10 protein-coding genes and 1 pseudogene are annotated in these 12,471 nt (G+C 56.2%); 7 read left to right on the forward strand and 4 right to left on the reverse strand.

Annotated elements, in window-relative coordinates; genetic code table 11:
- Positions 1–48 precede the first annotated feature (48 nt).
- Complete coding sequence (locus FE840_RS19500; RefSeq protein ID WP_138289195.1) at positions 49–1,035, reverse strand: glycine betaine ABC transporter substrate-binding protein; 987 nt, start codon at positions 1,033–1,035, stop codon at positions 49–51.
- Between the two features lie 326 nt (positions 1,036–1,361).
- Here FE840_RS19500 and FE840_RS19505 point away from each other — a divergent pair, with 326 nt between their 5' ends.
- The 6 genes from FE840_RS19505 to FE840_RS19530 all read left to right on the forward strand — a co-directional run bounded on the left by FE840_RS19505 (position 1,362) and on the right by FE840_RS19530 (position 8,253).
- Entirely contained in the window at positions 1,362–2,072 is a 711-nt protein-coding gene (locus FE840_RS19505) for a GntR family transcriptional regulator (protein ID WP_138289194.1), read from the forward strand.
- 8 nt (positions 2,073–2,080) lie between these two features.
- Positions 2,081–2,983 carry a dihydrodipicolinate synthase family protein gene (locus FE840_RS19510; protein ID WP_138289193.1) on the forward strand — a complete coding sequence of 301 codons (903 nt, stop codon included), beginning with the start codon at positions 2,081–2,083 and terminating at the stop codon, positions 2,981–2,983.
- 5 nt (positions 2,984–2,988) lie between these two features.
- Positions 2,989–4,488 (forward strand): aldehyde dehydrogenase, encoded by a 1,500-nt coding sequence (locus FE840_RS19515; RefSeq protein WP_138289192.1) that lies wholly within the window; start codon positions 2,989–2,991, stop codon positions 4,486–4,488.
- The gene (locus tag FE840_RS19520; protein ID WP_138289191.1) at positions 4,485–5,825 is read left to right on the forward strand and encodes an NAD(P)/FAD-dependent oxidoreductase; all 1,341 of its coding nucleotides are present in this window, start codon (positions 4,485–4,487) and stop codon (positions 5,823–5,825) included. The genes FE840_RS19515 and FE840_RS19520 overlap by 4 nt, the downstream gene beginning before the upstream one ends.
- A 48-nt stretch (positions 5,826–5,873) precedes the next feature.
- On the forward strand, positions 5,874–6,926 hold the full coding sequence (locus FE840_RS19525; RefSeq protein WP_138289190.1) for a proline racemase family protein: 1,053 nt from the start codon (positions 5,874–5,876) through the stop codon (positions 6,924–6,926).
- 331 nt (positions 6,927–7,257) lie between these two features.
- Positions 7,258–8,253, forward strand: coding sequence for a GlxA family transcriptional regulator (locus FE840_RS19530; RefSeq protein WP_138289189.1), 996 nt, complete (start codon positions 7,258–7,260; stop codon positions 8,251–8,253).
- A gap of 194 nt (positions 8,254–8,447) precedes the next feature.
- On the opposite strand, the gene FE840_RS19535 is transcribed toward FE840_RS19530, so the two are convergent.
- Positions 8,448–9,134, reverse strand: a complete 687-nt coding sequence (locus FE840_RS19535) for a GntR family transcriptional regulator (RefSeq protein WP_138289188.1) — start codon at positions 9,132–9,134, stop codon at positions 8,448–8,450.
- Between the two features lie 166 nt (positions 9,135–9,300).
- On the opposite strand from FE840_RS19535, the gene FE840_RS19540 reads away from it, so the two are divergent.
- Positions 9,301–10,326, forward strand: a complete 1,026-nt coding sequence (locus FE840_RS19540) for a trans-3-hydroxy-L-proline dehydratase (RefSeq protein WP_138289187.1) — start codon at positions 9,301–9,303, stop codon at positions 10,324–10,326.
- A gap of 109 nt (positions 10,327–10,435) precedes the next feature.
- Here the strand turns inward: FE840_RS19540 and FE840_RS19545 are convergent.
- Positions 10,436–11,146 (reverse strand): annotated as a pseudogene (locus FE840_RS19545) (IS6 family transposase).
- 443 nt (positions 11,147–11,589) lie between these two features.
- Positions 11,590–12,234 carry a class I SAM-dependent methyltransferase gene (locus FE840_RS19550; RefSeq protein WP_138289186.1) on the reverse strand — a complete coding sequence of 215 codons (645 nt, stop codon included), beginning with the start codon at positions 12,232–12,234 and terminating at the stop codon, positions 11,590–11,592.
- Between the last annotated feature and the right edge of the window lie 237 nt (positions 12,235–12,471).

The following is a 12,471-nucleotide window of genomic DNA, read 5'->3' on the forward strand; positions in this document are numbered from 1 at the left end:
TGTAGGAGGCTGCGCCGTTGCGAAGCCTCCCGCCCTGCCGGAAAAAGATCAGTTGGCGGCGGCCTTGACCTTTTCGGCGACTTCTGTTGGGACCCACTGGGTCCAAACTTCAGGCATGTTCTTGATGAACCATTTGGCGCCATCGGCACCATTGGCCTGGTTCTCGGTCATCCACAGCATGACCTTGCCAACCTCGGCCTGGGTCCAGCTGCGCTTTGCGATATAGGCGGCTGCGTCAGGACCAAGGCGGTCGACTACCCCTGCACTGCCGAGTGTGACCATCTCAGCCTGCTTCCAGTAGTTCGGCTTCGGATCCGGGCAATCCTGCTTGGAAGTGCAGCGAGCCCATTCGTCAGCATCATGAGGCATTTCAAGACGCATCATTGGATACTTGCCAAGGAGGGAGGTCGGTGACCAATACTGGGCGATGATGCCTTGATTCTGTTCATATGCCTTGGCAATGGCGCCATCGAGGGCTGCGGCAGAGCCGGTGGGGACCATCACAAAATTAGGATTATTCAGCGCCTTGAAGAGCTGCGCGGTCACAACGGTGTCGCCCCAACCCTGCGGACCCTGGATGACGGCACCCTTTGAAGGATCTTCCGCCGCGGGGAAGAGTTCAGGGCGCTTCATCGCGTCTTCAACCGTCTTAATGTCCGGATGAGCGTCGGCAATGTATTGCGGGATGTACCAGCCTGACACCTGGCCGTCGCTGATCGCCGTTCCGATCTGACTGATGCGGCCTTCGGCTTCACCACTTGTATAAACTTCACCGAGAAGGCTAGGCGTTGCTTCGGGAGCAATGTCCGGCTGCCCCTTCTCGATCATGGATGTGATTGTCGGTACCGTGTCCCCGACAACGATCGACGAGTTACAGCCGTAGCCGGCATTCAAGATAAGATTGTCAACGGCGGTCATCGCCTCGGATGACTGCCAGCTGAATGACCCCAGCGAAATGTCTCCGCAAGCGGCGTTCGCAGTGCCTGCGAAGCACAGCGCTCCGATGGCCGCTGTGGTGTACAGAAACGTCTTCATTCTCGTTCTCCTCAGCGCGGTTATTCGTTATCCAAGCTGCCGGCCCCACGCTTTCCGGCAGAGATGGTTTGACAAGCTCGGATTCCTTTTCCGGCTTGGCTATTCGCTCCATACAATCACGCAGACTTTTCAGCCTGCGCTTTTGGCAGGAAGGCAATCAACAGCTGAGTCTGGTGACGGGTGCCTTCTCTCGCGCTTCATGAGCTTCTTGTTGGTCAAATCAAAAACACAAAAAAGCGTTGTAGACAACATGTATTTTTTTAGACTACAAATCTCAGACAGTCTGACCGTCACCCGACGACGAAGTTCAGACAGGAGGAAATGCGATGAATGAGGATGGACGCAGCAAGAAGTCGATCTGCCTTGAGGACCTGCAGAGACGGATCCTGACCCAGGATCTTGAGCCTGGATCCTACCTGGACGAGACGTTGATCTCAGAGGCCTACGAGATTTCCAGGCCGCCGCTTCGTGAAGTCCTTCGACAGCTCGCCGGTGACGGCTACGTCGTACTGCACGAAAACCGCGGTGCCCAGGTGTCACCGATGACGCACAAGACCATGCGGAATTTCTTTGTCGTGGCGCCGATGATCTATGCGGCGGTTTCGAGGCTGGCGGCTGAAAACGCCAGACCTGCCCAGATCATGCGCCTGAAGGACGCTCAGCTTCTGTTTCGTGCCGCGATCCGTGACGGCGACACTGCTGGCCGCGCATTGATGAACGAGCGGTTTCACGCAGTGATCGGCGAGATGGCCGACAACGAGTATCTCACTCCGAGCCTGCGGCGCCTCCTGATCGACCACACACGCTGGGCCATGACTTTCTACAGCCCGCGCAACCCGACGCTTGCCGAGCAGCGCTCGATCGCAGCCGATCAGCATGACGAATTCATTGCTCTGATTGAGGCCGGAGACGCGGATGCCGCTGCTGACCTCGCCATCGCACATTGGGAGCTCTCGCGCGCTGAAATTGAAAGTTTTGTTACCCCGGCGGGCATGCAGATCCCGCTTGGCAATGCGCCGAAATCGTCGGCCCAATGAGGAGCCTCATGAAGTTCGAGGGTATTTACACGCCGGTTATGACCCCGCATCGGGAGGATGGCTCGATTGATCGGGATGCTTTCGCTGCGATCATTGATCACCTGATCGAGTCAGGTGTTCACGGATTGATCAATGGTGGCTCGACTGGTGAATACTACGCGCAGTCGATGGAAGAGCGAATGGAAATGGCGAGTTTCGCCATGGATATCATCGCGGGAAGAGTGCCTTTGATGGTGGGGACCGTGGCCATCCGGCTACCTGACTCGATCGCCATGGCAGAACATGCCGCAAAGATCGGCGCAGCATCAATACTGGTCGGTTCGCCGCCCTATTCCGTTCCCACTGAGCGTGAGAATGCACTCAACGCCCTGGCAATCGACCGTGCGGCAGATCTTCCGGTCATGCTCTACAACTATCCCGGGCGCATGGGTATCAACATGGGCGAGGAATTCCTCGACCGGGTCGGTCGTAGTCGTAACTTCTGTGCTATCAAGGAGAGCTCTGGCGACATCAATAGGGTCCATCTGCTAGCACGGGACTATCCTCACATCCAGATGTCATGCGGGATGGACGATCAGGCCCTGGAATTCTTCGCATGGGGCGGCCGCTCATGGGTTTGCGGAGGGTCAAATTTCCTGCCTAAGGAGCATATCGCCCTGTGGAAGGCCTGTGTCATCGACGGCGATTTTGCCAAAGGGCGCCGGATCATGTCTGCCATGATGCCGCTGATGCGCGTCTTGGAGCAAGGCGGAAAGTTTATCCAGTGCATCAAGCATGGCTGCGAAATGAACGGATTCCATGCCGGTCCGCCCCGCCCGCCGTTGAAGGCACTCAACAAGGACGACAAGCGGCAATTGGAGCAGGTGGTGCGTGTCGTGAAGCGGACCATCGCAGAAATCGAAGCGGAGTGAATGCGATGAGCGATTTGTTGACCAAAGAGGAATACAAGGCCATCGCCGCAGGATTGTCTCTGCCGAGCCAGGCCTTCATCGACGGCAGTTTCCGCCCGGCGAAATCAGGTCGGACCTTCGACACCATCAATCCGGCGACAGGCGTCGTTCTGGCCAAAATCGCTGCTTGCGACAAGGCTGATGTCGACTTTGCAGTCGAGAAGGCACGAGACTCATTCGAGGATGGACGCTGGTCGCGTCTTCACCCACGAGAGCGCAAGGAAATTCTGATCCGGCTCGCCAAGCTGATCAGGCAGAATGCACGCGAACTGGCGGTATTGGAGAGCCTAGATTCCGGCAAAACCATCTTCGATTGCGAGACGGTCGACCTTCCCGAGACGATCAACTGCCTAATCTGGCACGCAGAACTGATCGACAAGATCTATGATCAGGTGTCGCCCGCTTCCGACAACCACATTGCCATGATTGTCCGCGAGCCGATCGGGGTCGTAGGCCTGGTTCTGCCATGGAATTTTCCTCTGCTGATGATGGCATGGAAGATTGGCCCGGCGCTTGCAGCAGGCTGCTCCGTTATCGTCAAGCCGGCGGAAGAAACCTCAATGACTGCCTTGCGCATGGCTGAGCTTGCGATGGAAGCCGGTATTCCGGCAGGTGTCCTCAATGTGGTCCCGGGTGCAGGGCCCGAAGTTGGTGAACCGCTTGGCCGACATATGGACGTCGATGCGGTTTCCTTCACCGGCTCCACGGAGACCGGACGCCGCTTCCTGCGCTATGCAGCGGAATCGAACCTGAAGGAAGTCACACTGGAGATGGGTGGAAAGAACCCTGCAGTTGTGCTGGACGATGCCGAAAATCTCGACCGCGTGGCTGCTCACATCGTCAATGGTGCTTTCTGGAACATGGGTGAGAACTGCTCGGCTTCCTCTCGTCTCATTGTACAGAAGGGCGTGAAAGATGCGCTCCTCAAGCGCATCATTGCCCATGCCAGAGAGTGGCCTGCTGGCGATCCGCTCGATCCGGTCAACCGCGTGGGAGCACTCGTCTCGAAAGCTCATTACGACAAGGTATGCTCCTACCTTGGCTGGGGTCCCAAAATTCTGCTGGGTGGCAAGGCCGATGCAGGCTTTGTTGAACCGACCATTCTCGATGTCTCCGATCGTGACGCCGCCCACGTGCGGGAGGAAATCTTCGGACCGGTTCTTGCAGTTTTGACCGTCGATAGTTTTGATGATGCGATTTCCCTCGCCAACGATACCGAATACGGGCTTGCGGCCTCGATCTTCACGGCCAATGTAAAGCGCGCCATGCGTGGTGCCCGGTCGATCCGTGCGGGAACCGTGACCATCAACGCCTTCGGAGAGGGGGACATTTCCACGCCATTCGGTGGCTTCAAGGCCAGTGGGTTTGGGGGGCGAGATAATGGTATCCATGCCCATGATCAGTATACCCAGGTCAAGACGATCTGGGTCGATCTGAGCGACGATGCAGACGAGGCCGTTGATTGACACGCCACCTTGCAGAGCGACTGCCAGCACGGCTTGGGCCGGCTGCTTGGAACGACATCCTCGGCCCGCAGTCATTGCCGGAGCCGCTGCAAGAAGATCACGTCGCCGATTTCGTGATTATCGGCGGTGGCTTTGCGGGGCTTTCGGCTGCGCGCCGCCTGCGCCAGCTGCAACCGAACGCCCGGCTTGCTGTGTTGGAGGCCGCACGCCTGGCGGAAGGTTCCGCCGGTCGCAATTCCGGTTTCATGATCGATCTGCCGCATGAGTTGCGGTCGGATGACTATGCTGGTAACGGCGACGACAAAGGAATCATCGCACTGAACCGCAAGGCAATTGCCTTTGCCGGTGAAGCGGTGGAGGAATATGGCATCGATCAAAACTTCTTTGATCGTGCTGGTAAGGTCAATGGCGCTGTCAGTGCAATCGCTGACGCACGCAATCGAAGTTATGCCGCGCATCTCGCCACCCTCGGTGAAGCCAGCGAACTGCTGGGCCCAGAACAGATGCGCGAGATGACCGGCTCTTCCCATTATGTCTCGGGTCTGTACACGCCCGGCACCGTCATGCTGCAACCCGCCGGCTACATTCGTGGACTGGGTGCGGGATTGCAGGCGCAAGGCGTCCGGATCTTCGAGAACAGCCCCGTTGTCGGCTTTGAACGGGAAGGCGCCGGTTGGCGGGTTCGCACCACCAAGGGGTCGATCTCTACCGGGCGCGTCATCGTGACGGTCAATGGCCATCTCGAGAGCTTCGGCTTTGAGCGTGGTCGGTTGATGCAGCTGTTTCTCTTTGCAGTGATGACTCCGGAGCTGGACAGTGCCAGCATCTCCCGCCTCGGCGGAAGGCCGCGCTGGGGCATCACACCGTCTGACCCCATGGGGACGACAGTGCGTCGAATCGACACCGCCCAGGGAGGTAATCGGATCGTGACGCGCACTTGTGCCGTGTTGAGATCAAATTGTGTTGTCAGGCCTTCCGACCTTACCCGCGCTGCAAGGATCATGCAGCGAAAGTTTGACGTCCGCTTCCCACAGCTCGCAGGCATGGCAATGGAATATAGTTGGTCCGGTCATCTTTGCCTCACGATGAATGGCGTGGCGGTTGCTCGTCAGCTTGAGGACGGCATCTACTCTGGATGCATACAGAACGGGCTTGGTACAGTGCGAGGTACGCTTACAGGCATCGCAGCTGCAGAACTCGCCTGCGGAGAAACCAGCATGATCACGAGCCACTTCACCAGAGAACCCCGCCCCACTCGCCTGCCGCCGCAGCCCTTGCGCGAAATCGGCGCCAATCTTGTGCTGCGCTGGAAGGAATGGAAGGCACGGGAAGAATAGCCCGGCTCCGTTGCTTATAACACCCCCCGACCAAGGAGACGTAAGACCATGGCATTCAAGCGAACCGTCCAAGCCGTCGATGCCCACGCCGGGATACCGATGCGTGTTGTCACGGGCGGCATTCCGCATATTCCTGGTGGAACGGTCTATGAGAAGATGCATTGGTTGCGCGAGAACGATGATCCATTGCGCAAGCTTTTGCTCCGTGAGCCGCGTGGCTACCCGGCCCATTGCTGCAATATCATCGTACCTCCAAGTGACCCCGGCGCCGATGCCGGCTACATCATTCTGGAGCAGGTGGAATATCCGGTCATGTCGGGCGGGAACACCATTTCGGTAGTCACCGTGCTCCTGGAAATGGGCATGTTACCCATGACCGAACCATTCACTGATCTCGTCTTGGAAGCTCCCGCTGGCCTTATACGAATTCGAGCTGAGTGCGAAAGTGGAAAGGTCAAAGGCGTCACTTTCCGAAACGTTCCCGCTTTTGCCGCCCACCTTGATGCTGTCATCCATGTTCCGCACCTCGGGGAGGTTCGCGTCGACGTGGGATGGGGCGGAATGTTCTATGTCATTGCGGATGTGCGTCAGTTCGAGGGGTTGGAACTCATTCCCGAACACGGCCGTGAAATCGCTCGGGTTTCAGCGATGATTAGGCACGCCGCTGCCGAGCAACTGCCGGTGGCTCATCCAGACTATCCAGGTGTAGGAATCACCATTTCGCAATTATCCGGGCCAAGCGACGACCCGAGGGCGGATTGGAAGAATGCGGTAACGATGGCAACGGGACCGCTAGACTGGGATAACCCCGCAACATGGACAGGAGCTATTGATCGCTGTCCTTGCGGGACCGGCACATGTGCCAAAATGGCTGTTCTGCACGCCAAGGGAGAGTTGCCCCTAGATCGTGAGTTCCGCCACCAAGGCATTCTGGGCAATGTTTTCACTGGCAGACTTTTAGAGAGCGTCACCCTTCACGACAGACCAGCCGTCATTCCGACAATCACCGGAACGGCGTGGATCTACGGCTTGAACACGCTTGTTCTTGATCATGATGATCCCTTCCCTGAAGGCTACACGATTGGGGATATCTGGGCCTAGTAGTATCTTGATGACGTCTGGTCCGCTTTGACTGTTACTGAACTTAAAATTTCCGGGCACGACACCTGCTTCACTCTCAGCGGTAAAGCTGAACCGTGGAGAAGAGCCAAAAAGATCGTTGTTTTTTCCCGCACTGCTTGGAAATTGATCCTTCTTCCAAACGGCAGACACTTGTATTAACGTTTTTTACCCGACCCTCGCATGATTTCCGCCCGGAATTGAGTTTCTAGCAGATTTTTCAGAGTTTTAACATACCAGCCTGTTTTGCATGGTCGTCAATGATTGATCAGCGGGCGGCCAAGTATTAGCTAAAAGCGGAAGGTATCTGGAAATGCGCGGTGAAGCCGAAAAGGCGGCACATATGGCCGAAAGATTGAATGTTGCTTTTATTCTGGCAAGATCCTTCACGCTCTCTGCTTTTTCGCTTTTCGTCGACACCTTGCGCTTGGCCAGCGATGAAGCCGACCGATCTGGACGACGTTTTGCGGATTGGCAGGTGTTGAGCAGTCGGGGCAATCTGATCCGCTCGAGTTGTGGAATACGGGTGGCACCGACTTCGGGCTTGGTTGAGCCAACGCAGTTTGACTACATCGTGGTCGTCGGTGGCCTGCTCGACCGGGAAGATCCGGTTGATGACGAGACACTGAATTACTTAAGGCTTGCCGCTTCACGCAAGATCCCTTTGCTTGGAGTTTGCACAGGCACTTTCATTCTCGCTGAGGCGGGACTGATGAGCGAACACGAGACCTGTGTCAGTTGGCTCCATTACCATGACTTTCGCGAGCGGTTTCCCGCACTTGCAGTCCGAGCGGACCGGATCTACCGTCTGGACCGGTTACGTGGATCTTGTGCCGGCGGGAGTGCGGCAGCAGACATGGCAGCACATATCGTACGTCGGCACATCGGCCCGTCGGCTGAACGAAATGCGATGGAGGTCCTCCAGATCGACCAAGCCCGAACGCGCTTTGCTGTTCAACCGCGTCGGCCACTCTCGATCGAGTGTGAAGATCCACGAATCCGGACCGTTGTACTGATGATGGAGCAGAATGTTGAGGACGTCTTGTCAATCAACGTCCTCGCTAGTGCAGTTGGCCTGTCGCGGCGTCAGTTGGAACGCCTGTTCGTTGCTGAGATACAGACGACACCGTCGGCCGTTTACCGTCGCATCAGGTTGGAGCGAGCCAGCCATCTGCTAACCAATACCAAGGTGCCGCTGATCGAGATCGCCCTTGCTGTGGGCTATGTCAACGTCTCTCATTTCTCCAGATCCTTCAGGAGTGTCTATGGTTGTTCTGCAACCGAATGGAGACTAAACCCTTCAACATGAACCGGGCGTGGCCCGTCCAAAGGCTACCTTTATCTAGGGCCGACCTTTGCCGGTGGCCGCCCTCAAAGCCGTGAGTGTTAACAGTTGTGTGCGAACGCATTGATCGCCTATGCCTTCGAGCAGGAGATCACGACCAGTGCAGAGCAGATCGGACCCAGGAGGGTGACGATACGCAACCCCTTGTTTTTAACCCTTCATGGGTCATCTCTTTTTGTCTGGGGCGGCAGATGGGTCATCAAGGAATGGCAGGCTCCCAGTATGTGAGCGTAAACGAGATCAGCAGCACCGTCGGCATGGCCTGCTCGGCACAAGGACAAGATGTCTCGGTGTTCACGATCTGCAACGGACTGACCATGAGAAAGCGATAGCTGAATGCGCAGATATCGCTCAAGTCTGTCGTTTACCGAGCGGATCATACCGACAAGATAGGGACGTTGAGCGTCTTCATATAAACACGAATGAAAGCGCCAGTTCAAATCTGCCCATTTGCTGGCGTCCGTTTCATTGGCGAAAGCGTCGCACAGCTCCTGTGCTTCAGATAGTCTGCTTTCCGACAAATGCGGTACAGAAAACCTGATGGCGCTCGCCTCCAGGATCGCTCGAACCTCAAACATCTCAACTATCTCTGGCTCTGAAAGGGCCGTCACGACAGCGCCCCTGTTGCGTCTGAACGCAACCAGCCCTTCCGCCTCCAGTCTCTTCAATGCTTCTCGCACCGGTATCTTCGAGACATTGAACATACCTGCAATTTCGTCCTGACGTATGGGCTCGCCTTCATCGAGCGTTCCATCAACGATTAGGGTTCTCAGATGTTTCAGAATAAGGTCGGAAGCGGTTGGAGCGGAGCCAAGGTCGGGAAGTTTCTGATCAATCAGGGGCATGAGTCTTTGCCGTTTTTGGATGTCATTTGCCACCAGCCCCAAGAAGAGCAGCGTTAGCACGATCCGGATATCACAGATACTGCCGCACAAATAGAAGTCTTGACCCGGACGAGAGAAGCGATAAGCTTCCGAAATCGAATATCGTATACGATATGGAGAAATTGGAATGCGCACATCGAGAGTTGTCCACGTCGTCAGCTGCCATGCGGAAGGCGAGGTTGGTGATGTGATTGTCGGCGGTGTCGCGCCTCCACCCGGTGCGACCGTCTGGGACCAGGCCAGATGGATCGAAGCGGATCAAACCTTGCGCAATTTTGTGCTGAATGAACCGCGCGGAGGCGTGTTTCGCCATGTAAACCTGCTTGTGCCACCCAAGGATCCCCGCGCCCAGATGGGTTGGATTATAATGGAGCCGGCTGACACGCCTCCCATGTCAGGCTCGAACTCGATCTGCGTATCTACGGTACTTCTCGATACCGGCATCATTCCGATGCAGGAGCCTGTGACACGAATGATCCTTGAACCGCCAGGTGGGCTGATCGAGGTCGAGGCCGAATGTCGCAACGGCAAGGCCGAGAGAATTTCAGTGCGCAACGTGCCGTCCTTTGCCTCAGCGCTCGACGCAAAGATCGAGGTGTTAGGTCTTGGTACGATCACGGTTGATATTGCCTATGGTGGCGACAGCTTCGTGATCGTCGATGCCACCTCGATTGGCCTTGCCATTCAGCCTGATATGGCACGCGATCTGGCAGAGACCGGAATGCGCATCACCAGCGCCGCCAATGAGCAGGTCGGATTCAAGCATCCGTTGAACGACTGGAATCACATCTCGTTTTGCCAGTTCACGGACCCTGTCTTCGAAAAGGATGGCGTCTTGAATGGGAAGAACGCGGTTGCAATCCGCCCCGGCAAAATTGATCGATCCCCGACCGGAACAGGATGTTCGGCACGTATGGCCGTGTTGCACGCGAAGGGTCAGATGAAGGTGGGCGATAGGTTCACTGGTATTTCCATCCTTGACACGGAGTTCCACTGCTCGATAGACAAGCTGGAGGAGGTCAATGGTACGCCTGCGATCGTCCCGATTGTTTCAGGCCGTGCCTGGATCATAGGAACGAAACAACTGATGGTGGATCCCTCGGATCCGTTCCCTGGTGGTTACAGGATTTCTGACACCTGGCCTATGATCTGATAGGTCCTTTGATATTGCGCGTGCGCCGCGTCAGTCGACAAAGCAGATCCATGCGGGGTATTGCCAAGTTGTTAGTCATTGGATGCAAGGCAGCGCGGCCCCTGCTTTTTCAAGCCGCCATTTCTGCCATGTAGTCGGCCCACAGGCAGAAGGCATTCGCCCGTGCGTGGCGATATGAGAGAGCTGAAAGGTTGTATCGGCGGGGACGAAAGATGGTGTTTATCTGATCGTGGGCTGACAAGAAGCGTTGGGCTTGACGAAGCGATTTGAACCGCCCGATGATCTTTTATCGCTTCCTGGTCTGGCGGTGTGCGTTTTCAATTCTGTTATTCCGACCCTTGTGGGCTCGATGATCAGCATCCGAGGCCATATTTTGTATCGGCTTTATGTAGCTGCGCAGCTTGTCCGTCACGACGACACGCGGTTCACCGAATTCCTTGACCAGTCTGGAGAAAAAGCGCTTGGCAGCCTTGGTGTTGCGGCGAGCTTGAACCAGAATGTCGAGTAGGTCACCATCGGCGTCAATGGCCCGCCAGAGCCAGAATTTCTTTCCACTTATCGCGATGACGGCCTCATCCATATGCCACTTATCGTTTGGCTTGGGCCGGTCTCTGCGAATGCAGTCGGCAAAATGTCGGCCAAAGCGGTTGATCCAGAGACGAACCGTTTCCCTGCTCACAATAACGCCGCGTTCAGAAAGAAGGTCTTCCACATCGGCCGGGCTCAGAGCAAACCGATGATAGGCCCAGACCGCATAAGCGACAACTGCACGCGGAAAACGAAACCCCTTCAGACGGGGGAAAGTGCTCGGCAATCTCATGTCGTCTCGATAACCGAAACGCTGGGGTCATACAACTTGGCAATACCTAACGAAATTCTGTTGGCCTCAGCCGATTGGCTTGCTGCGACGTTGTCGGTCCTAGATAAGCAACTCGTTTTCAATTTGGAGTTTTGGAAATACAGATCATCGCGCGACTATGATTCAACAAACGGAGTAAAGCTTATCCTTATTGGACTCAGGCGGGATGACAGGCCTCTTAGGCTCTGGCACGCGAAGAAAGCGTCAGAACAAAACCCTTGAAGATAGGAAGGATTCCGGCTGGCAGAGCGTTAGCGGGAGATTTGCAACTTGTTCGACTGAATGGCGGGTCTTGGGATTCTGCTGTGTTCTGCTCAACGGCCTATTGGAAGGCGCATCGCTGCCGTTCTTCCAGAGTGCAGCGAACGACTCTTTTCGGCCCGAAGCGGACTGTCGTTATGGGATCAAAGCTGATGGCGAGACGTTTGGCCTCCGACCTTCTCAAAAGTGCTAAACTGGAATTTCTGCACCGTCCCCCATGGGGTTGTGTGTTCATGCCGTCGCGTCGTAACCAGCCTAAACTGTTCGCCGAGAACAGCTTGCAAGCTCTCCGGACCGTAACGGGTAACAGGCAAGCCGCTGCATTTCTCTGGCCCATCCATTGCGAAGGTGCCAATCACGGCCTTGCCACCGACTTTGAGAGCCCGTGCCAGCACGCGAACATAGGCTTGCTGATCGGCGGCTGTTGTCAGAAAATGGAAGGCCGCCCGATCATGCCAGAGATCGTACTCGCGGTCAGGCGTCCATACGGTCACATCCGATACAAACCATTGCACATGAGCCGTGTCTGCCAGTCGCGACTTGACTGCCTCGAGGGCCGCGCTGGAAAGATCAAGGACGCTAACGTGGGCCTGGCCGGCGTCCACTAGCGCATCGACCAACCGCGACGCACCACCACCAATGTCGATTACTGACATTCCTGGTATCAGTCCCGCTTCATGCAGCAGCGTCATCGATAGGTCCGGGGTCTCTTCATACCAACTGACCTCGGTATCAGACGTGGTAGTGTATACCCCTTGCCAATGCGTCTCTCGGTCTTGTCTTGCCATGAAATCATCCCTGTTCGGCATGCGAATCTACCAGATATCGGTGCATCCTGCAGTGAAGCTTTTACGAAGCCGCCGTTCCCTAGGGGCATGATCCGGCTTCTTTTGGCGCTTTGCAGACTAGGCGAGCGGACCGGCAGGTTTCGGGCTAACGACAGAATGTGCCCAAAGGCCAAAAGAGAAGGCGCAAAGCTGCCATGAGAACATGCTCGCCTCACCTTCGGGTTAGCGTTCCTGAGC

Origin of the sequence: Peteryoungia desertarenae (genome assembly GCF_005860795.2) — a bacterium.
Taxonomy (GTDB): Bacteria; Pseudomonadota; Alphaproteobacteria; order Rhizobiales; family Rhizobiaceae; genus Allorhizobium; species Allorhizobium desertarenae.

Bases quoted from the DNA above. Each gene is read 5' to 3' on its own strand.
- FE840_RS19510 (WP_138289193.1), top strand. From the start codon at position 2,081: ATGAAGTTCGAGGGTATTTACACGCCGGTTATGACCCCGCATCGGGAG.
- FE840_RS19530 (WP_138289189.1), top strand. From the start codon at position 7,258: ATGCGCGGTGAAGCCGAAAAGGCGGCACATATGGCCGAAAGATTGAAT.
- FE840_RS19550 (WP_138289186.1), bottom strand. From the start codon at position 12,234: ATGGCAAGACAAGACCGAGAGACGCATTGGCAAGGGGTATACACTACC.
- FE840_RS19535 (WP_138289188.1), bottom strand. From the start codon at position 9,134: ATGCCCCTGATTGATCAGAAACTTCCCGACCTTGGCTCCGCTCCAACC.
- FE840_RS19515 (WP_138289192.1), top strand. From the start codon at position 2,989: ATGAGCGATTTGTTGACCAAAGAGGAATACAAGGCCATCGCCGCAGGA.
- FE840_RS19500 (WP_138289195.1), bottom strand. From the start codon at position 1,035: ATGAAGACGTTTCTGTACACCACAGCGGCCATCGGAGCGCTGTGCTTC.
- FE840_RS19540 (WP_138289187.1), top strand. From the start codon at position 9,301: ATGCGCACATCGAGAGTTGTCCACGTCGTCAGCTGCCATGCGGAAGGC.
- FE840_RS19525 (WP_138289190.1), top strand. From the start codon at position 5,874: ATGGCATTCAAGCGAACCGTCCAAGCCGTCGATGCCCACGCCGGGATA.
- FE840_RS19505 (WP_138289194.1), top strand. From the start codon at position 1,362: ATGAATGAGGATGGACGCAGCAAGAAGTCGATCTGCCTTGAGGACCTG.